Origin of the sequence: Rhodanobacter sp. C06 (assembly GCF_002001105.1) — a bacterium.
GTDB lineage: Bacteria > Pseudomonadota > Gammaproteobacteria > Xanthomonadales > Rhodanobacteraceae > Rhodanobacter_A.
The window spans coordinates 21815-42780 of sequence record NZ_MUNP01000036.1; the positions used below are offsets into that span (position 1 = coordinate 21815).

Genomic DNA, 20966 nt, shown 5'->3' on the forward strand with positions numbered 1-20966 from the left:
ATGCCATGGCCATAATGACGACACCGTTTCGACCGATGCATGTTGGACAGGGGATTGTTCGAAACAGGGGACAGCATGAATGACAGTCTTGATGGCCGATACGCGGAACCGATGACCGGCTCCGCCTTTCCGCTGGGCGAAATCCGCAAGGAGAAATGGCTGGCCGGCCAGTACGGCGATGGTGCCGCGCTGGCGCTCGCCCACCTCACCGTGCTTCGGCTGGATGGCCCCTTGCACGTCGCCGTGCTGGAACAGGCTGCCGCCCGGCTGTGGCGGCGGCACGCCGGCCTGCGCATCCAGCCGTCCGCCGACGGCCACACGCAGCACGTGCATCACGACCTGCCGCTGCCGTGGGCGCGGCACGATTTCTCCTCCGCCGGCGAAGCCGCGGAGGCGCGCCTGGCCGCGCACGTCCAGGCGCGTCTGCGCGTGCCGTTCGATCCGTGCGTGCCGCCGCTGCTGCGCCTGGAACTGCTGCGCTTGGGCGAGGAGCGGCATGCCCTGCTGCTGCACGCCCACGAACTGGTGCTCGACCGCCGCGCCACCGGCCGCCTGCTGGCGGAGCTGGCGCAAACCTACGGCGAGCTGCTCGCGGGGCAGGAACCGGCATTCGCACCGGTGCCCCTGCCGTCGCCCGACGACGCGGTGCCCGCCGAAGCGCTCGCCTGGTGGCGCGCACGCCTGGCCGCCCTGCCCGATCCGCTGAACCTGCCCACCGATCGTTCGGCGCCGCTACGGCCGCGATTCGACGCCGTCGACGCTCGCCGGGTGCTACCTGCGGCGACGGTCGCCGGCTTGCGCCGGTTGGCACAGGACTGCGGGCTGTCGCTGCGCGACGTGCTGCTCGGCGGCTACGCGGCCTTCCTGATGCGCATGAGCGGGCAGCACGACTTCGCCGTCGGCGTGCCGGTCGGCATGCACGGCGAGCCGCTGCACTTCCTGCCGCTGCGCCTGCGCGTGGAACCCGGGCAAAGCGTCGCGGAATTGCTCGCGCGCACCGCCGCTGCGCTGCACGAGGTCCATGCGCACGGCCAGGTCACGCTGATGGGCTTGCTGCGCGCGCTAGGCCTGCACCACGGCGGTGCGGAAGCGGCCCTCGGCATGGTCTCGTTCGAGTTCGATCCGGGCATGCCCGGGTTTGCCTTCGCCGGCCTGCGCCACCACGTGATCGACGGCGGCCGCGCGGCGCTGCTGGGCGAGCTGCACGCACGTGCGGCACTGGAAGGCGATGCACTCGGCATCGACCTGCACGGCTCGGCCGCGCGCTACGACGTGGCCACGCTGCAGCGCTGGCTGGGCCACTACGCCACGTTGCTGGAAACGCTCGCCGGCACGGCCGCGCCGGCTGCATCGACGATCGCCGAGTTGCCCATGCTCGATGCCGCCGGACGCGCCCAGGTGCTGCAGGCGTGGAACGACACCGCGCGCGACTACGACCTCGGCAGGGGGCTGCCGGCGCTGATCGCGGCGCAAGCGCGACGCACGCCGGAAAACATCGCCGCCGAATGCGCCGGCGAAGCGCTGGATTACGCCACGCTCGAGCGGCGCACGGATGCCCTTGCATTGGCGCTGGCCCGTCGCGGCATCGGCCGCGGCGATCTGGTCGGCGTGTACGTGCCGCGCAGCCTGGACATGCTGGTCGCCGTGCTGGGCATCCTCAAGAGCGGTGCCGCCTACGTGCCGCTGGACCCGGAATTTCCGCAGGAGCGACTCGGCTACATGGCCGGGCATGCCGCCCTGCGCTACCTGCTGGTCACGCCCGTCCTGCATCCTCCTCCCGAATTGACGGAGGGGCGCGGCTGCCTGGTGGTCGGCGAGCTGGCGGCCGAGCCGGCGGACGGACAACCGCTGCCGCCCGTGCGCGGCGACGACCTGGCCTACGTGCTGTTCACCTCCGGCTCCACCGGCCAGCCCAAGGGCGTGCGCATCCTGCACCGCAACCTGGTCAACTTCCTGCTGGGCATGCGCGAGCAGCCGGGCTATGGCGCCGGCGACACGCTGTGCGCCGTCACCACGCTGTCGTTCGACATCGCCGGGCTGGAGCTGTACCTGCCGCTGATCGTCGGCGGCCGCATGGTGATCGCCTCCGAGACCGAGCATCGCGACCCGCCGGCACTGTGCGAACTGATGGCGAACAGCGGCTGCACGGTGCTGCAGACCACGCCCTCCCTGCTGCGCCTGCTGCAAGGCATCGGCCGCGAGGACGTGGTGCGCGGACTGCGCCTGTTCGTCGGCGGCGAGGCGATGCCGCTGGCGCTGGCGCGCTCGCTGGTCGGGCGCTGCCGCGAATTGTGGAACCTGTACGGCCCCACCGAGACCACGATCTGGTCCTCGGTGGCGCGCATCGAACCGGGCATGGAGCCGATCCCGCTCGGCAGGCCGATCGCCAACACCCGCATCTACGTGCTGGACGAGCGCGGCCAGCCGCAGCCGCCGGGCGTCGTCGGCGAGATCTGGATCGCCGGCGATGGCGTGGCCGACGGCTACCTCAACCGCCCCGACCTCAGCGCCGAGCGCTTCGTCGACGACCCCTTCGCCGGCGGCCGCATGTACCGCACCGGCGACCGCGGCTGCTGGCGCGACGGCCAGCTGCACTTCAGCGGCCGCGCGGACGACCAGATCAAGATCCGCGGCTACCGCATCGAGCCGGGCGACATCGAGGTGGCGGCCGCCGCCGAGCCGGGCGTGCGCGAGTGCGTGGCGGTGGCACGCAGCTTCGGCGACAACGACCTGCGCCTGGTGCTGTACGTGGCCGCGGCGGTGGACGATGGCCTGACCGAGCGCCTGCGCGCCCGCCTGCATCAGAAGCTGCCCGTCTACATGCAGCCACAGCACATCGAGCGGCTGGACGCGCTGCCGAAGACACTGAACGGCAAGATCGACCGCAAGGCCCTGCCACCACCATCCGCGGCCGCGCGGCGCGGCGTGCGGACGCAAGCAGGTGGACTGACCGATCCGCGCCAGGCCTATCTCGCCACGATCTGGCGCGAACTGATCGGCGTGGAACAGGTGGGCGCCAACGACAGCTTCTTCGACCTGGGCGGCCACTCGCTGCTGGCGGCGGAATTCGTGGCGCGCGTGCAGCGGGAGACTTCGGTGCGACTGCAGCTGATCGACGTGGCCTCCGGCACGCTGGCGATGCTGGCCCGCGAATTGCCCGAAAAGGCGAAAGACGCGCCGCGATTGCCGCTGCTGCTGCGGCTGCATCGCTGGTTCGGGATGGGCCTGTGGTTCGTCATGGACAAAACATGGTGGGGGGATGGCCTTGATTGGCTTTGCCAGTGAAGTCTTTGCGATATCGGCGCTTGCCCTCGTGCACGTCTTCGCCGGCTATCCGCTGTGGGTCGCCGCGCTGGCGCGCTGGAGGCCGCGCCCGGTGCAACGGCGCGCATGGACACCGCGCGTCACCGCGGTGCTCGCCGTGCACGACGGCGCCGCGCACGTGCGCGCCAAGCTCGAAGGCCTGCTCGCCCTGGACTATCCGGCGGAACGGCTCGACATCGTGGTGGCCTGCGATGGCTGCCGCGACGACACCGCGGCGCGTGCCCGCGCGCTCGGCGATCCGCGCATCCGCGTGCTGGAGTTTGCCGAACGACGCGGCAAGGCGGCCTGCCTCAACGACGCGGTGGCCGAGGCGCGCGGCGAGGTGCTGCTAATGACCGACGTGCGCCAGCGGCTGGAGCCGGACGCGCTGCGCCAGCTGGTGGCGAACCTGGGCGATGCGCAGGTGGGCGCGGTCGGCGGCCAGCTGCGCCTGTTCGACGCGCACACCGGCTTCGCCCGCGGCATCGATGCGTACTGGCGCTACGAGACGCTGATCCGCGCCAGCGAAAGCCGCTCCGGCTCGGTGATCGGCGTCAGCGGCGCGCTGTACGCGATGCGCCGCGCGTTGTTCCTTCCGCTGCCGGCGGGCACCGTGCTGGACGACGTACTGGTGCCGATGCAGGTGGCCGCGGCCGGGCTGCGCGTGGTGTACGAGCCGGCCGCGGTGGCCTGGGACGGCAGTTCGCAGCAGCCGCGCGAGGAGCAGCGCCGCAAGATCCGTACGCTGGCCGGCAACTACCAGCTGGTGCAGCTGGCGCCGTGGCTGCTGCTGCCGTGGCGCAACCCGCTGTGGTTCCGCTTCGTCAGCCACAAGCTGCTGCGCCTGCTGGCGCCGTGGCTGCTGCTGGCGCTGGCGCTCTCGGCAACGCTGCTGGCGACGCGGCATGCGCTGTTCGCGGCGACCGCGCTGGGGCTGCTCGCGGCACTCGCCGCGGTGGTGGCCGGACGCCTGCTGCCGACGCTGGGCGGGCGCCAGCCCGTGCGGCTGCTGACCGCGTTCTGCTATCTCAACCTGTTCGCCGCGCAGGCGCTGCTGGCGTTCGCGCGCAACCGGAGGCTGCACCTGTGGTGATCCAGTGGCCCGTTCGATGCACCCCTTCGGCGGCATGCAACGGCGCGCCTGCGGGCGCCTGCGGGGAGTGGTGCGCATGTTCCTGCTGATCCTCGTCTACCTCGCTTTCGCGATCGTCCGGCCGCAGGACTTCCTGCCCGGCATGGCGGGCCTGCCGGTGATGTCGCTGACCCTGCTGCTGGCCTTCATCGGCTGGCTGCTGCGTGGTGCGCGCACGCCCGGCGCGCCGCAGTTCCTGCTGCTGCCGCTGTTCGTGCTGATCGCGATGGCCTCGGAGGTGGTCACCGGCTGGGCCGGCGGCATGCAGTACGTGATCGAACAGATGGGGCCGTCGCTGATCGTGTTCTTCGTGCTGGCGAGCGCCATCGACGACCCGCGCCGCACCGCCGCCACCTTCGCGGTGATCGGGCTGTGCGCGATGGTGCTGGCCTTGCACAGCGTGCAGCAGGCCAGCCACGGCGTCGGCTGGACCGGCATGACCCTGGGCGAGGACGGGCGCATCCGCTACGTGGGCATCTTCAACGATCCCAACGATCTCGGCCTGCTGTTCGTGATGGCGCTGCCGATGCTGTTCTGCGTGGCCGCGCGCGCCGGCTTCCTCGGCCGCTGGTTCTGGCGCGCCGGCATCGTGCTGCTGCTGGCCGGGATTTACCTGACCAAGTCGCGCGGCACCCAGCTGGCGGTACTGATGATGGGCGCGATCTGGCTGTGGCAGAAGCGCGGGCTGCTCACCGCCGGCTCGCTGAGCTTCGCCGGCCTGGTCGGGCTGACGCTGCTGCCGTCCACGCGCATGAACGACCTCGACCCGGACGAAGAGTCCGCCTTCGGTCGCGTGGACGCGTGGTACGAAGGCTTCGACATGTTCAAGACGCACCCGCTGTTCGGCGTGGGCTTCGGCAACTTCACCGACTACAACAGGCTGACCGCACACAACTCCTTCGTGCTGGTGCTGGCCGAGACCGGCTTCCTGGGCTTCGTGACCTGGCTGGCCTTCGTCGGCTACGGCTTCTGGATGATGTGGCGCCTGCTGCGCCTGCAGGCGGGGCTGGCGCAGGCGGCTCAGGTCGCGGTCGCGCATGTGGTGGCGGCACGCCCGCAGGCACGCCTGGCGCTGGTGCGGGCGCTGCCCGCCGGCGCTGACGCGGAGCAGCGCCGGACCACCGTCGTGCGCGGGCCGGCCGCCGTCGTGGCAACTGGCGCGGGGACTGCGGCGGACCGCGCGGACACCGCGGCGCAACAGCGCCAGGACCGCGCCGAACAGGCGCTGTCGCTGACCCTGTTCTGCGCGCTGTGCGGCTTCTTCACCGCCGCGTTCTTCCTCAGCCGCAGCTACAACATCATGCTCTACACGCTGGCCGCGATCGTGGTGGGCCACTACGCCAGCCTGCGTAAACGCCACGACACGCTGCCGCGTTTCACTCTCTCGGCCAGCGGCTGGCGCTGGCTGCCGATCTCGCTGATGGTCATCGCGGCGCTCTACGTGCTGGTGGCCGTGCTGCTGCGAATGCCATGACCCCACGCTCATGACCCCACGCTCGCTCACCCTGCGCAACACGCTGTTCTCCTCGCTGGGGATCTACGTCGAGTATTTCCTCGGCATGGTCTGCGCGGTGCTGATCGCGCGTCACCTGGGGCCACGCCATTACGGCATCTACGGCCTGTTCATCTGGTTCGCGGCGATCGGTATCGTGGTGACCAATTCGGGCATCACCACCGGCGTGATCAAGTTCGTGGCGGAGTTGCGCGGCAGCCGGCAACCCGAGCTGATCCGGCCGCTGCTCGCCTACATGCGCAGGGTGCAGCGCTGGCACCTGCTGGTGGTGCTCGGCCTGGGCCTGGGTCTGTACCTGCTGCTCGGGCGGCGCTACGCCGCCGAGCTGGACCTGCTGGAATTCGTGATGCTCGCGGCCGCGGTGGGCATGCGCGCGCCGTACATGTTCAACGTGGCGATCGCGAAAGGCTTCGAGGCCTTCGACGCCACCGCGCGGATCACCCTGGTGGCGGCGCCGACCAACCTGGCGCTGGTGGTCGCCGCGATGCTGCTGCACGGCGACATCCTCTGGTTCGTGGTGATGTACGCGATCTCCAGCGCGGTGTTCCTGCTCGCCTCGCAGCACCAGGTGCGTCGGCTGCTGGCGCCGCTGCCGCGCCGCGGCGATCTGCCGGGCGAACTGCTGCGGCGCATCCGCCGGCACCTGCGCATCGTCTCGCTGACCATCATCGTGAGCTTCCTGATCGCCAGCGACGTGGAGATCCTGTTCCTCAACATGTTCGCCAGCGCCACCGCGGCGGGCTACTTCAAGGTGGCCTACCAGCTGGCCAGCGGCATCATGCTGCTGGTGCCGGGAGTGTTCAGCGCGGTGCTGCTGCCGATGATGGCGAAGGCGCTGAGCGAGGGGCGCGCCGCGGGTGGGCGTCGCTTCGTGGCGGTGACTTCGTACCTGGCTTTGCTCGGCGCGCCGGTGGTGGTGTTCGGGGCCTGCTTCGCCGCCGCGGTGATCGGACTGCTGTACGGGCCGGCCTATGCCGCCGCCGCGCCGGTGTTCGCGCTGTGCATGCTGGCCAGCGCGCTGAATACCTCGGCGCAGGGCGCGACCAGCCTGCTGGTAAGCGCCGACCGTCAGCACGTGATCCTCGCGCTCACCCTGCTGTTCGGCGTGTTCAAGATCGGCGTGGACGTGACCCTGGTCCGGCATTTCGGGCTGCACGGAGCGATGGCGGCGATCGTGATCGCCGCGGTGGTCAGCTCCTCGGCCTACGTGCTGCTGGGTATGCGCGTGGGGGGCGTGCCGCTGGAATGGCGCCGGCTCGGACGCATCCTGCTGGCCGCCGCGCTGGCCGGCGCCGTTGCCTCGCTGGTGCTGCCGCTGCGCCTGCCACCGCTGTTCACGTTGCTGCTTGGCGGTCCGCTGCTGGTCGCGGCATATTTGCCGCTCACGCTGTGGCTGCGCTGCTGGACGGGCGCGGACATCGAGCAGCTGAAAGGCCTGCACCAGCGCTTCGCGGCGGGTCGGCCGCTGCTGCTGGGGCGCCTGCTGGCGTGGTCCGGCGCGCGCGCGGGGCAGCACTCATGAGCGTCTACGAACACCTGTTCCGCCGGGTGCTCTACCCGGCCTACGAATCCGGCTTGCGCCGACGCTGCACGCTGGACTGGCTCGCCGGCTACGAGCGCGACCAGTGGCTGGCGCCCGAACAGCTCCGCGCCCTGCAGCTGGAGCGCCTGCAGCGCCTGCTGCGGCACTGCGAGCAGCACGTGCCCTGGTATCGCCGGCGCTGGCGCGAGCTCGGCATCGCGGCGGCGGACATCCGCAGCCTCGACGACTACGCGCGCCTGCCGGTGCTGGGCAAGGACGAGATCCGCGCGCACTTCGACGAGTTCAAGGCCGACGGCTGGCACGACCGGCTCCTGTACAAGGCCACCGGCGGCTCCACCGGTCAGCCGATGCGCTTCGGCTACACCCGCGAGAGCAACGAGCGGCGCACCGCGGTGATGTGGCGCGGCTACGGCTGGGCCGGCGCGCGCATGGGCCGGCGCACGCTGTACGTCTGGGGCGGCGCGGTGGGCGAGCCGCGGCGCCTGCACCAGTTCAAGGATCGGCTGTACCACGCGGCGTTCGCGCGACGCATGCTCAACAGCTTCCACATGACCGACGCCAACCTCGGCGAATACGCCGACGCCATCGACGCCTACCGGCCCGAGGTGATCGTGGGCTATGTCGGCCCGCTGGTACGCCTGGCGCAATGGCTGCTGGACAACCGCCGCACGCTGGCGCGGCCGCCGGCCGCGGTGCTGGGCGCGGCCGAGGCGTTGCACGATTTCCAGCGCGAACTGATCGAGCGTGCGTTCGGTTGCCCGGCCTACAACACCTACGGCTGCCGCGAGGTGATGCTGATCGCGTCCGAGTGCGAACGGCGGCACGGCCTGCACGTCAATGCCGATCACCTGGTGGTGGAGCTACATGGCGCGGCGACGAGCGGCGCCAGTGGCGAGGTGCTGCTCACCGACCTTTCCAACTACGGCATGCCGTTGCTGCGCTATGCCAACGGCGACCTGGCCACGGCCGGCACGGAAACCTGCCCGTGTGGACGCGGCCTGCCGCTGCTGGCGCACGTGGACGGCCGCAAGCTGGATGCGATCCGCACGCCGGACGGCCACCTGCTGCCCGGCGAGTTCTTTCCGCACATGCTCAAGGACGTGCCGGGCCTGCGCCGCTTCCAGCTGGTGCAGCGCCGGCTCGACCGGCTCGAACTGGCGCTGGTCTGCGACGAACGCTTCGACGACGCCGCGATGGCCTGGATCCGCCGCGAGCTGGCGAAGGTGGTCGGCGACAGCGTCGCGCTCGAGTGCCGGATCGTCGACGATCTTCCCCTGACGCCCAGCGGCAAGCTGCGCGTCACCGTCTCCGCCCTTCCCCCTTCCTCCTCCTGAATGCACCAATGAACATCACCCATGTCGTGGAAAACTTGAACCGCGGAGGACTGGAACGCGTCGTGCTCGACCTGGTCAAGCTGCAGCAGCAACAAGGCCACCACTGCCAGGTGGTATGCCTGTTCGAACGCGGCACGCTGGCGCACGAGCTGGATGCCGCGGGCATTCCGGTGCATGCCTGCCACAAGCGCAGGGGCTTCGACATCAAGGCGCTGTCACAGGTGCGCCAGCTGATCCGCGCCCACCACACCGACGTGCTGCACAGCCACAACGCGGTGGCACATTACCTGGCGGTGCTGGCCAGCCTCGGCCTGGGCGTGGGAAAGGTCGTCAACACCCGCCACGGCATGGGCGGCATGCAACGCTGGAACCGCGCGGAAATGCTCTATCGCGCCAGCCTGGCGCGCACCGACGCGGTGGCGATGGTCTGCGAAGCGGCGTGCAACGGCGCGATCGAGCATGGCCTGGTGCCGCGCCGCAAGCTGCGCGTGGTGCCGAACGGCTTGCGCGTGCAGGAATTCGCGACCGTCTCGCCGGCCGCGCGCGAGCGCTTGCACCAGGCGCTAGCGCTGTCGCCGCAGACGCGCCTGATCGGCACGGTGGGGCGGCTCAACTGGGCCAAGGACCAGGCCAGCCTGATCCGCGCGTTTCGCCGCGTGCACGACCAGCAGGCGGACAGCGCGCTGCTGCTGGTCGGCGACGGCCTGCTGCGGCCCGAGCTGGAAGCCTGCGCGCGCGACGAGGGCCTCGCCGACGCGGTGCATTTCCTCGGCGACCGCAGCGACGTGCGCGAGCTGCTGCAGGGGCTGGACGTGTTCGTACTCTCCTCGGTGAGCGAGGGCTACTCGATGGCGCTGCTGGAAGCCTCCGCCACCGCGCTGCCGATCGTGGCCACCGACGTCGGCGGCAACCGCGAGATCGTGCAACACGGCGTCACCGGCCGCATCGTGCCGGCGCGCGACGCCGATGCGCTGGCGCAGGCGATCCTCGACCTGCTGCGCGATCCGCAGCGCGCCGCGAGCTGCGGCGCGGCCGCCCGCGCGATGATGGAGACGCGCGGCTCGCTCGAGGCGATGGCGGCGCGCTACGCCGCGCTGTACGAGTCGCGGGAGCCGGCCGCATGAAGCTGCTGGTGCTCACCAACCTGTTCCCGACGCCCTGGGATCCGCTGCGCGGCGCGTTCAACCGCCAGCAGTTCGAACGCCTGGGCCGGCGCCACGAGTTGCACGTGCTCACCGCGGTGGATTTCCGCGAGCGTCTGCGCGGCCGGCGCGGCGAGGTGCGGGTACCGGGCCTGCGCACCGATCATTTCGTGTTCGTCTACCCGCCGCGCTTCGGCCGTGCGCTGCACGCCGCCTGCTGGCTGCTGTCGCTGCTGCTGCAGCGCGGCTGGCGGCTGCGCACGGCCGGTTACGACGGCATCCTCGCGAGCTGGGCCTACCCCGATGCGGTGGGTGCCGGCTGGCTGGCGCGCCTGCTCGGCATTCCCTACGTGGTGAAGGTGCACGGCAGCGACCTCAACGTACAGGCCACGCACGCGCTGCGCCGGCCGCAGATCGCCGCGAGCCTGCGTGGCGCCGCCGCGGTGGTGGCGGTGAGCCGCGCGCTGGCCGGCAAGGCGGTGGCGCTGGGCGCGGACCCAGCGCGCGTGCACGCGATCTACAACGGCGTCGATGCTGCGCGCTTCGCCCCCGGAGACAAGGCGGATGCACGCAAGCGGCTCGGCCTGGACATCGCTGCCGACCCATTGCTGCTCTACGTCGGCAACCTGAAGGAGAGCAAAGGCTGCCTCGATCTGCTGGAAGCCTTCGCGACGATGGCGGCCTCATGTCCGCAGGCGCAGTTGGTGTACGTGGGCGAGGGCGCTTGTCGCGCCGTGCTGGTCGCGCGTGCGCAGGCGCCAGGCCTGGCTGCGCGCGTGCGCCTGGTCGGCGCGATACCCCACGCGGCGCTGCCCGACTGGTTCCGCGCCGCCGACCTGCTGTGCCTGCCCAGCCACAACGAAGGCGTGCCCAACGTGGTGCTGGAGGCGATGGCCTGCGGCACGCCGGTGGTGGCCACGCGGGTGGGCGGCATTCCCGAGGTGGTGCCTGCACACGCCGGCCGGCTCGTGGAGCTGGGCGACCGCGCCGCGCTCGCCGACGCGCTGGCGCAAGCGGCGGCGCAGGCCTGGGACCACGCCGCCATCGCGGAGCACGCGCACGGCTTCAGCTGGGACAGCAACATCGACCAGTTGGATGCGATCATGCGGCAGGCGGCACGCAACGAGGCCGTGGCTGAGGTGCTGCGGTGAGGATCCGGCCCACGCGACAGCAAGTGCTTGGCCTGCTGCCCGAACGCCTGGTGCTGGTGCGCGGCCCGCGCGAGCCGGGCGCGCTCTACCTCAGCTTCGACGACGGCCCGCATCCGGAGCACACGCCCCGGCTGCTGGACCTGCTGGCCCGGCACGACGCGCGGGCGAGCTTCTTCCTGGTCGGCCAGCGCATCGAGCAGCACCCCGCGCTGGTCGAACGCATCGTGGCGGAGGGCCACACCCTGGGCAATCACTCGTACAGCCACCCGCTGTTCCACCGGCTCAGACTGCGCGAGCAGCTGGACGAGGTGGAGCGCACCGACCGTCTGCTGGCGGATTTCGACCGTTCCGGCCCGCACCGCTTCCGGCCGCCGCGCGGCGTGGTGTCGCTGCCGCTGCTGCTGGCCTTCGCGCGGCGCGGACGCAACCTGGCCTACTGGTCCTACGACAGCCTGGATTACCAGCCGCAGCCGCCCGATGAGCTGGCCGCGCGGCTGCTGCAGCGACCGCCGGTCGACGGCGACGTGCTGCTGATGCACGACGACAGCGACTGCGCGGCGCAGATCCTCGCGCACCTGCTGCCAGCCTGGCGCACCACCGGCCGCAGCCTGCGCGCGCTGCCGGCGGTGGCCGCATGAGGATCCTCTACCACCACCGCACCCGCGGGCGCGACGTCGAGGGCGTGCACATCCGCGGCGTGGTCGGCGCGCTGCGTGCGCTGGGCCACGAGGTCAGCGTGCTGTCCTTCCCCGGCGCGGACCCGGAGCAGGAGCCGGCTGCCGGCGCCGCGCGGACGAAGCGGCGCGGCGGACTCGCCGCCATCGTTTCGCGCATGCCGGGCGTGCTGTTCGAGGCGCTGGAGCTGGGCTACAACCTGGTCACCCTCGTGCGCATGCGAAGCGCATTCGCGCGGCTCCGGCCGCAGCTCGTCTACGAGCGCTATTCGCTGTTCCTGTGCGCCACCGTGTGGCTGGCACGGCGGCGCGGCATGCCCGTGATCCTGGAGATCAACGACTCGGCACTGGTCGAGCGGGTGCGCCCGCTTCGGCTGAAATCGCTGGCGCGGCGCATCGAACGCTGGTGCCTGCGCGAGGCGACCGGACTGGTGTTCATCTCCAACTGGTTCCAGCAGCAGGCCGCGGCCGCCTATGGCGACATCGCGCCCTCGGTGGTCTCGCCGAACGCGGCCGACCTTGCCCGCTTCGATCCCGGGCTCCACGACCGCGAACGCCTGCGCACCGAGCGCGGCGTGGCGGGACGCGTGGTGTGCGGCTACGTCGGCGCGTTCGTGCACTGGCACGGCGTCAACGGCTTCGTCGAGGCGGTCGCCGCGCGGCTGGCCGAGGCACCGGACCTGGTGCTGCTGCTGGTCGGCGACGGCCGCAGCCTGCCCGAGGTGCGCGCGCTGGTGCAGGCGCGCGGCCTGGCCGACCGCATCCTGCTGCCCGGCCGCGTGTCGCACGCCGAGATACCCTCCTGGATCGCCTGCATGGACTACGCGGTGCTGCCCGACTCCAACCACTACGGCTCGCCGGTGAAGCTGTTCGAGTTCATGGCGATGGGAGTGGCCATGGTCGCCCCCGACTACGCGCCGGTGGCCGAGGTGGTCGGCGACGGTCGCACCGGCTGGCTGTTTCCGCAACGGCAGTTGCAGGCCTGCGTGCAGCGCGTACTGGAGCTGGCCATGCAGCCCGAGGAACGCCGCCGCGTCGGCGCGGCCGCGCGCGAGTACATCGTGCGCGAGCGCCAGTGGCGCAACAACGCCGAGCAGCTGCTCGGCCTGCTGCCGGAGGTGCAGCCATGACCGTCGCACTCGTCGTTCTTGCCGTGCTGGTGCTGCTGGGCGCCGTGGTCGTGGCGCTGGCGATCCGCGCGCGCCACATGCAGATCTGGCTGGGCAACTACCTGCGCCGGCGCCTGCCACCGCGCCCGACCCACGGGCCGGTGCACGTGATGTTCGCGTTCGTCGACCATTTCGAGCCGAACTGGGGCTGCGTCGACCTCGCCACCCAGCGCGCCCGCGTCGACCGCTGGTGCCGCGACTACCGCGCGCTGGCCGACCGCCACCGCGACGCCGACGGCCGTCCGCCGCAGCACAGCTTCTTCTACCCCGAAGAGGAATACGTCGACGAACACCTGGACAAGCTGGCCGCGCTTTGCGCCGACGGCTACGGCGAGATCGAGATCCACCTGCACCACGACAACGACACCCCGGAAAACTTCACCGCCACCATCGCCCGCTTCAACAAGCTGCTGCACGAACGCCACGGCGCGCTGCCGCGCGACCCGCAGACCGGCCAGCTGCGCTTCGGTTTCATCCACGGCAACTGGTGCCTGGACAACTCGCGCGCGGACGGCCGCTGGTGCGGGATCAACAACGAGCTGATCCTGCTGCGCGAACTGGGTTGCTACGCCGACTTCACCCTGCCCTCCGCGCCCAGCGAGACGCAGACGCGTACGGTCAACAGCATCTACTACGCCACCGACGATCCCGCACGCCCGAAGTCGCACGACACCGGCGTGCCGGTGCGCGTGGGCGGCACGCCTTCGGGCGACCTGATGATCGTGCAGGGTCCGCTTGGCCTGAACTGGCGCGAACGCCGGCTGGGCCTGGTGCCGCGCATCGAGAACGCCGACGTGCGCCGCGGCTGTCCGCCCACCCCGGCGCGCGTGGACCACTGGGTGCGCACCGGCATCCACGTCGAAGGCCGGCCCGAGTGGATCTTCGTGAAGGTGCACACCCACGGCACCCAGGAGCGCGACATGGACACCTTGCTGGGCGAGGCGGCCGAGCGCATGCATGCGCACCTGGAGCGTGCGTACAACGACGGCACCCACCACGTGCTGCACTACGTCACCGCGCGCGAGATGTACAACATCATCAAGGCCGCCGAGGCCGGCAAGAGCGGCAATCCGGGCGACTGGCGCGACTACGAGCTGCCGCCACCGCCGCACCGCACGCGTGCCGGGACGGCATCCGCCGCCCGCGAGGTGGCGGAATAGTTCAGCCTGTCGGCGGGAATCGCTCCAGCAACCAGCCTTCGACGTGGCCGAACAGGCGCTCGCGGTCGCAGAGCAGTGTGTAGGTGTGGTCGGTGCCGTCGAGCAGGTCCATGTGCAGCGCCGGATGGTCGGCCACGCCGCGGCCGTAGCATTCGCGGAACTGGCGCGGATGGTTGAGCTGCTCGCCGATGCCGCCGCTGTAGACGAAGCAGAGCCGCAGCCCGCGCGCCAGCATGTCGACCAGCTCGCCGCGCACCTGCTCCCGGGGTGGATAGACGCTGCCGAAGGTGACTTCTTCAGGCTCCACCGCCTGGCGGAGCTTGCGCGCGAGGAACCCGTGCCAGCGTGCGGGACTGAGCAGCCGCGGCAGGTAGTGACGCAGCTTGAAGCCGAAGGTGCGGTAGATGTAGCCGTCCAGGAAGACCGCGCCCGCCACGCCGGCCTCGCTGCAGGCGATGTGCGCGCTCTGCGCACCGCGGCACAGGCCGACCAGCACGAAACGCGTGCAGCCGGCGTGGCCCGCAAGCAGCGCGGCGGCATCGCGCACGTCAGCGCGGATCTGCTCCTCGCGCGAGCCCGCTTCCGCGCTGGCGCCGCTGTCGCCCATGGTGGACAGGTCGAAGCGCAGGGTGGGATAGCCGAGCGCATTGAGCCGGCGGGTCAGGTCCACGTGCAGGCGGAACGGGCCGACGCGATGCATCAGGCCGGTGTTGAGCACGATCACGCCTACCGTGCCGCGCGCCACGGGCGGCAGACCGGCGATGCCGACCAGGTGACGGGCGCGACCGAAGCGGAAGGCACGCTCCGCCATCATGCGGCCGGTTCCAGCGCCGCGCCCACCATGCGCAGCAGGTCGGGGGCGAGGATCGCATGCTCCAGCCGGTGCAGGTCGCTCCAGTCCGTGCTCACCGGCATGGCGAGCACGCGCGCGCCGGCCTCGGCCAATGGCGACCAGCCGCCGGCCACCGGTTCGGGACGCGAATCGAGGATCAGGGTGGGCACCCGCGCGGGCTCGGCGCGCCAGCCGGCCAGCTGCGCGCGCCACTGCGCGCTGACCGGGAAACCCAGCCATTGCCCGGCCGCCTCCTCCACGCCGCGTGGCCGGGCGTAGTGCAGCGGATCGTTGCGCAGCGCTTCCTGCCCGGCGTCGAGCTCGGCCACGTGACGGGCACCGTCCAGCACCGGATCCCACAGGATCAGCCGCGCGAAGCCCGTCGTCGCCGCTCCCGCCAGTGCGAGACTGCCGCCCAGCTGCGCGCCGAAGCCGACCACCGTGGCGCAACCGCTGCGCACGCGCAGTTCGGCCGCCGCGCTGCGGATGTCGGCCAGGCAGTGCTGCCAGTCCAGTGCGAGGCTGTCGCCGGCCGAGTCGCCGGTGCCGTGGTAGTCGAAACGCAGCACGCCGATGCCGCGCGCGGCCAGCCCGCTGGCCAGCTGACGATAGACGCGATGTGTGCGCAGCAGCATCTGGCCCAGCGGCGGGCACAGCAGCATGCCCACCGGCGCATGGCCGGCCACGCCGTGGTACATCCCGATCAGCGCTCCATCGCGTCCGAACTGGCAGGGTTCCGATGCCGGCGTCATCGCTGGTAGACAACTCCCAAATAGACTTCCTTCGCACGGTAGCCGCTGTCCGGCGCGGTGCTGGTGCGGTGGCGATCGAGCAACGACAAGCGCCAGCTCCAGTGGCGGTTGATCAGCTGGCGCAGCGCGACGCCGATGTTGGTCGTGGTGTCGCGGCGCGCCAGCGTGGTGTAGTTCTCCCGCTCGTAATTCGCGTAGCCCGAGAGCGTCAGCCGCGCGTTGAGGCGGTAGTCCACGCCGACATCGCCGCCGCGGCCGGTCTGGTCCGGCTGGAAGCCTTCAACGTAATGCAGCTTGCGGTACCACGGCGACACGCTGAAGGTGAAGCGCTCGCCGCTGTAGTCGTAGTGGGCGTCCAGGCGCCGTTCGAGGTAGATCCCGCTGCCGATCACCGCACCGCCGGTCTGGATGCCCAGCGGCGCGGAGACCCGCGTGCCGGTCTCCGCCGGCTCGACCAGATTGATCAGGTCCTGCGCGGCATCCGAATAGCTGCGCGTGAAGGAAACCCCGAACGTGTTGCGGGCGCTCGCATGCCAGCTGAGACTGGCACGCACCAGCGGGTCGGAGGCCGACCCCAGGCCGTCGTTCAGGCGGATCCGCGACCAGCCCGCGGCCACGTCGAGATCCAGGTGCGCGAGCTTGCGCACGTAGCGCACGAACGCCTCGTCACGGCGGTAGTCGATCTCGCCGCTGTCGTCGAAATTGACTTTCTGCGACTCCAGGTTGAGCGAGAGCTGGCTGGTCGGCGAGATGTCGCGCATCAGCCGCAGCGCTGCCTCGCCGCGCGAGGAATTGAACTCGGTGGTGCGCGAGGCGCGGCTGTTGACGTAGCGCAGCTCCGCCTGGCCGCGCAGCGCGGAGCCCAGGTCGAAATGCAGGGTCGGGCCCACCGTGAGCACATTGGTCTGCTGCTGGTTGCCCGGCGCATCGCTGGACAGCGTGGAAACCGGCTGCACGCTGGCGTAGTCCTGCGCCGTGAAATCCAGCCGCTCCGGCAGCACGGTCCAGTTCGCCAGGCCGGCGAGTTCGCCGAGCTTCTGGTTCGCGTAGGGGCCGCCCATGTAGTCGCGGTATTCCGCTGCGCCGGTCACGTGGGCCTGCAGCGTGGCGCCCTGTTGCGCGTAGTCGAAGCCGAAGCCGGGGATCAGCACCCACTGGCTCACCGGCGCCGTGGCGCTGAGGTTGATGTTGTCGCTGTGTTCGACGCCGCCGTAGAACGAGTAGTCGAACTGGCCGGCGAGCGCCGGGGTGGCGACGATCGCCAGCGCCAGCGAGATGGCGCGGGCAAGCCGGGTGGATGAGGACATGGATGCCTCCTGCGATGGATGACGCGGTGACGACCTCCGCCCGCGGCGTTGCCGGGGCAGCGGCCCACCGCCGGCCTCAAGGCGCCTGGTTGAACACCACGCCGGCCAGCTTCTCCGGCTCGAAATGGGCGATCGCCTGGCTGATCGCGGCGGGGGTGTCGCGGCCGTAGCCGGCCACCACCACCACGAAGTCGGCGAGATCGGAAAGGATGCGCGCGTCGGGCGAACCCTTGATGGTGGGGCCGTCCAGGAACAGGTAGCGATCCGGGTAGCGATGGCGCATCGAGTCGAGCAGCGCGTGCATGCGGAACGAGGAGAAGTACTCGCCGCTGGCTTCGCGCGCGTCGCCCACCGGGATCAGTCGCAGGCGCGGCATGCCGGTGGCGTAGATCTTCGACGCGATGCCCTGCGCGGGGTGCTCGAGGAAGTCGATCAGGCCGCCGTTGGCCGGATCGACGCCAAGCGCGCGATGCTGCTCCGGGTAGCGCAGGTTGCAATCGATCAGCAGGCTGGTCCGCGCCTCGTCGAAGGCGAATGCGGCGGCCAGGTTGCGCGCCACGAAACTGGCCCCCGAACGCGGGCTGACCGCCACCACCAGGGTGATGAAGTTGCCGGTGCCGCCCATGCCGAGCAGGCGCGTGCGCAGTTCGCGGAAGGTATCCGACTGCTCCCGCGAGGAGGCCTCGCGGTGGATCAGCCGGCGCTCCTCCAGCTGCCGCGGGGCCAGCGCGCGCGGCTCGGCCATCAGCGCGATGGCATGCGCGGACGCTGGTTGCGGCAAGCGGTCGACATCTCCCGCCTCGGCCCGCAGCACGGTGCCGGAAGTCGATTCGTCGGGCTTCATGCCGCCCCCTTGAGCTTGAACACCAACATCGTGAGGTAGGACAGCGCCACCGCCGCCAGGATCAGCACCAGCGCCAGGTTGCGCAGTCGCGCGCGCCGCCGGTCCTGTGGCGTGGCGTAGTAGGGCACGCTGACCAGTACGGGCAGGCCGGTGAGGCGTTCCAGCTGCTCGGCCGAGCGCACGCGCGGATCGAAGCGGGCGATGCCGAACAGCAGGCCGAACGGCAGCGCCAGGCCCAGCGCGAAACCGGCCACGGCGAAGTGCATGAAACGCAGACCGGTGGGGATCAGCGGCATCATCGCCGGATTCTGCACGGCGAAGGTCAGGCCCTGCTGGGTGGCGTCCAGGTCCATCGACACGCGTGCGTTCTCGCGGCGCTTCAGCAGGTCCTGGTAGACGTCGCGGTTGACGTCGTAGTCGCGGGTCAGCTCGGCGGTGGCGTTCTCCGAGCCGGCGATGCGCTTGCTGCGGTCGAGCTCGGACTGCAGCATCGCCTGGCTGGCGTTCATCCGCGCGGTGGTCGCGGCGATCTGGCCGCGCAGATCGGTCAGCTGGCTCCTGATCTGCTGGTACAGCGGATTGAACTGCGCATTGCCGCCCAGCGACGCCGGCTTGCCGTTCGGGCTCTGCCGGCGCTGCTCGGCCTGCGCCAGCTGCTGCTGCAGATCCTGCATCTGATGGCGCACGCGCACCACGTCGGGATAGTCGTCGGTGTAGGTGAGCAGCAGCTTGTCCAGCTGCGCCTGCAGGTCGGCCAGCTGGGCCTGGTACAGGCCTGCCGTGGTCTGCACCGCGGAGACTTCCGACTCGCCGGACAGCTGCGCCGCCAGCGAGGTTTCCTGCGAGCGCTTCTCCATCAGGTCCATGCGCGCGTTTTCGACCTGGGCACGCAGATCGTTGATGCGCGCGGCAGTGGCGGCCTCGCTGCCCGTGCGCGCATCGACATTGCTCTCGCGATACGCCTTGAGCTTGTCCTCGGCGCCGGTGAGCTTGCGCTTGTAGGCCTCGACCTGGCCATTGATGAAGTCGAACGCGTCGCGGCTCTCACGCTGCTTGGAGGCCAGGCTCTCGCTGATGAACAGCTGGCCGAACAGGCGCGTGACCTTGTAGGTGCGGGCGGGATCGGAATCGAAGTAGCTGATGGTCAGCAGGTTGTCGCGCGAGAACTTCACCGTGGTGCGCGACTTGATGCCGTTGGTGATGCGGTCCAGCTCGACCGGGCTGGGATGGTCGGCCAGCCAGCCGCCTTGGGCGAGCACCTGGTCCAGCACCTTGTGGCTGAGGATCACCGCGCGCGCGATGTCGGCGCGGTTGGCGGTGCCGGTGGGCGTGGCGGCGCCCTTCATCAACGGCGCGATGATGTTGCTTTCCTGCACCAGGATGGTGGTGGAGGCCTCGTACTTCTTCGGCCACAGCGCGCCGATGACCAGTGCCGCCAGCATGACCGCGGCGAAGACCAGCCCCAGCGCAACGCGCCGGCGGCGGCCTTCCTCCAGCAACACGGGCAGCAGGGTCTGCAGTGAAATCGGTTGTTCGTTCATGGCGTTCGCCTCTCCTCCCTGAGCCCCCTCGGACGTCTGCTTCAGAAGCTGCGCTGCGGCACCGTGATCACGTCGCCGGGCTGCAACGGGTAGTTGGTGGCCAGGTCGCCGTCGTTGAGGATCTTGCCCAGGCGCACAGCATAGGCCTGGTTGTCCCCCTGACCAGCGTGGCGATAGAGCTCGGTGCGGTCCGGCGAGGCGAACTCGGTGACGCCGCCGGCGGCCAACACCACGTCGAGCACGGTCATGCCCGGGCGGTAAGGCAGCGAGACGGGCGTGCGCACGGCGCCGGTGACGCGCACGCGGGCCAGGTATTCATGGCTGCGCAGCTGCGTCAGGATCACCGCGACCTGAGGGTCGCGCACGTAGGCCTTGAGCTTGTCGCGGATGACCGCGGCCACTTCCTCCGGTGTCTGCCCGCCGGCCTGCACGTCGCCGATCAGCGGCACGGTGATCTTGCCGTCCGGGCGCACCGGCACCGACACGCTGAGGTCGGGGTTGTGCCATACGGACACCTGCAGCTGGTCGTCCACGCCGATGCGATAGTTGCTGACCGCCATGGCGTCGGCGTTGGCTTTCGGTGGCTGGGTCGACGGCGTCACTGCAGCGCAGCCACCTACTACAAGAGCGAGCAGCAAAACAACGAGCACGGTAAGGTGCTTCATGGTCATCCCCCTGAATCTGTGACCTTGACGTTAGCATATTGTGAACCGGCAAGGCGTAAATCGGTGTGAAACCGCTTGGCGCCGACAACCTCCGTCGGCGCAGGCCGACAGCCCGCCACGACCAAGACGGCTGGCGCGGCCGGAAAGACCGGGCGCAAGGACGACAGGGCCGAACGACGGGATTCCGTCCGACAGTCGCTGCGTCAGTTGGACCCGGACTCAGCCGGGTATCGCATCCAGCACGGCCACGTTCACCTCGCAGCGCAACCGGAAGCCCAGCGATTCGTACAGACGGATCGCCGCCGCGTTGGTTTTCCACGCATGCAGGAAGGCCCAGTCGCCGCGTGCGGCAATGCCGGCGGCGACGTGCCGGGACAGGCGCCGGGCCAGCCCGCGCCCCCGGAAGTCCGGATGCGTGCATACGCCGCTGAGCTCGGTGCAGCCCGGGAAACGGAAGCGCTCGCCGGCCATCGCGGCGAGTCGCCCGTCGATGCGGATGCCGACGAAACGGCCCATGCGATGGGTCTCGCGCAGGAACGGTCCCGGCTCGGTGAGCGTGGCCAGCGCCAGCATCTCCTCCGCGTCCGCATCGCCCAGCGGAACCGGTTCGTCCGGCCCGGCTTCCGGCGTGATGCGTCCGGTGGCGACCATCTGCACGCCCTTGGCGAGCTTGCTCGCCACCAGTCCGGACGGAATGCAAATCTCCGGCACCTGCAACACGAACACCGGCTGCGCGGGCTGCACCATCCGGGCCAGCGCCGCGAGCGCAGCATCGCCGTCGTCACGCGCGGAGGCGAAGCGGTTGATCTCCGGGCGGTAGCGTTTCGCCAGCGCATCGCCCAGCGCGAGATCCGCGTGCAGGCTGGTCAGGCTGGACCAGACGGGGCGATCAAGCGGTTCCACT

General features: G+C 70.6%; 17 protein-coding genes. 10 read left to right on the forward strand and 7 right to left on the reverse strand.

The annotated features are described in order from the left end of the window. The first annotated feature begins 75 nt into the window (after positions 1-75). The 10 genes from B0E52_RS04645 (at position 76) to B0E52_RS04690 (ending at position 14121) form a co-directional block, all read left to right on the forward strand. On the forward strand, positions 76-3285 hold the full coding sequence (locus B0E52_RS04645; protein ID WP_168174122.1) for a non-ribosomal peptide synthetase: 3210 nt from the start codon (positions 76-78) through the stop codon (positions 3283-3285). A 28-nt stretch (positions 3286-3313) separates the two neighbouring features. Continuing rightward, a complete protein-coding gene (locus B0E52_RS04650) occupies positions 3314-4396 on the forward strand; it encodes a glycosyltransferase family 2 protein (RefSeq protein WP_254426704.1) in 1083 nt (360 codons plus the stop codon). Between the two features lie 76 nt (positions 4397-4472). Next, a complete protein-coding gene (locus B0E52_RS04655; protein WP_077482309.1) occupies positions 4473-5909 on the forward strand; it encodes an O-antigen ligase family protein in 1437 nt (478 codons plus the stop codon). Positions 5910-5919: 10 nt separating this feature from the next. Beyond that, positions 5920-7470, forward strand: coding sequence for an oligosaccharide flippase family protein (locus tag B0E52_RS04660; protein ID WP_077482222.1), 1551 nt, complete (start codon positions 5920-5922; stop codon positions 7468-7470). Then, on the forward strand, positions 7467-8825 hold the full coding sequence (locus B0E52_RS04665; protein ID WP_077482223.1) for a phenylacetate--CoA ligase family protein: 1359 nt from the start codon (positions 7467-7469) through the stop codon (positions 8823-8825). The genes B0E52_RS04660 and B0E52_RS04665 overlap by 4 nt, the downstream gene beginning before the upstream one ends. 8 nt (positions 8826-8833) lie before the next feature. Further along, positions 8834-9949: a glycosyltransferase gene (locus B0E52_RS04670; RefSeq protein ID WP_077482224.1), complete on the forward strand. Its 1116-nt coding sequence runs from the start codon at positions 8834-8836 to the stop codon at positions 9947-9949. After that, positions 9946-11118 carry a glycosyltransferase gene (locus B0E52_RS04675; RefSeq protein WP_077482225.1) on the forward strand — a complete coding sequence of 391 codons (1173 nt, stop codon included), beginning with the start codon at positions 9946-9948 and terminating at the stop codon, positions 11116-11118. Before B0E52_RS04670 ends, B0E52_RS04675 begins: the two co-directional genes overlap by 4 nt. After that, positions 11115-11756 (forward strand): polysaccharide deacetylase family protein, encoded by a 642-nt coding sequence (locus B0E52_RS04680; protein WP_077482226.1) that lies wholly within the window; start codon positions 11115-11117, stop codon positions 11754-11756. The genes B0E52_RS04675 and B0E52_RS04680 overlap by 4 nt, the downstream gene beginning before the upstream one ends. Next, the gene (locus tag B0E52_RS04685; RefSeq protein ID WP_077482227.1) at positions 11753-12922 is read left to right on the forward strand and encodes a glycosyltransferase family 4 protein; all 1170 of its coding nucleotides are present in this window, start codon (positions 11753-11755) and stop codon (positions 12920-12922) included. The genes B0E52_RS04680 and B0E52_RS04685 overlap by 4 nt, the downstream gene beginning before the upstream one ends. After that, on the forward strand, positions 12919-14121 hold the full coding sequence (locus B0E52_RS04690) for a hypothetical protein (RefSeq protein ID WP_077482228.1): 1203 nt from the start codon (positions 12919-12921) through the stop codon (positions 14119-14121). Before B0E52_RS04685 ends, B0E52_RS04690 begins: the two co-directional genes overlap by 4 nt. Before the next feature lies 1 nt (position 14122). On the opposite strand, the gene B0E52_RS04695 is transcribed toward B0E52_RS04690, so the two are convergent. The 7 genes from B0E52_RS04695 to B0E52_RS04725 form a co-directional block, all read right to left on the reverse strand. Continuing rightward, complete coding sequence (locus B0E52_RS04695) at positions 14123-14935, reverse strand: alpha/beta fold hydrolase (protein ID WP_254426705.1); 813 nt, start codon at positions 14933-14935, stop codon at positions 14123-14125. After that, positions 14932-15705 carry an alpha/beta hydrolase gene (locus tag B0E52_RS04700; RefSeq protein WP_077482230.1) on the reverse strand — a complete coding sequence of 258 codons (774 nt, stop codon included), beginning with the start codon at positions 15703-15705 and terminating at the stop codon, positions 14932-14934. Before B0E52_RS04700 ends, B0E52_RS04695 begins: the two co-directional genes overlap by 4 nt. Next, the gene (locus tag B0E52_RS04705; RefSeq protein WP_077482231.1) at positions 15702-17012 is read right to left on the reverse strand and encodes an outer membrane beta-barrel protein; all 1311 of its coding nucleotides are present in this window, start codon (positions 17010-17012) and stop codon (positions 15702-15704) included. Before B0E52_RS04705 ends, B0E52_RS04700 begins: the two co-directional genes overlap by 4 nt. 76 nt (positions 17013-17088) lie before the next feature. Then, a complete protein-coding gene (locus tag B0E52_RS04710; RefSeq protein ID WP_077482232.1) occupies positions 17089-17856 on the reverse strand; it encodes a polysaccharide biosynthesis protein in 768 nt (255 codons plus the stop codon). Continuing rightward, positions 17853-19397, reverse strand: a complete 1545-nt coding sequence (locus B0E52_RS04715) for an XrtA system polysaccharide chain length determinant (protein ID WP_077482233.1) — start codon at positions 19395-19397, stop codon at positions 17853-17855. The genes B0E52_RS04710 and B0E52_RS04715 overlap by 4 nt, the downstream gene beginning before the upstream one ends. Before the next feature lie 41 nt (positions 19398-19438). After that, entirely contained in the window at positions 19439-20062 is a 624-nt protein-coding gene (locus B0E52_RS04720; protein WP_174575539.1) for an XrtA/PEP-CTERM system exopolysaccharide export protein, read from the reverse strand. Positions 20063-20281: 219 nt separating this feature from the next. After that, entirely contained in the window at positions 20282-20965 is a 684-nt protein-coding gene (locus B0E52_RS04725) for a GNAT family N-acetyltransferase (protein ID WP_077482235.1), read from the reverse strand. Position 20966: the final 1 nt, after the last annotated feature.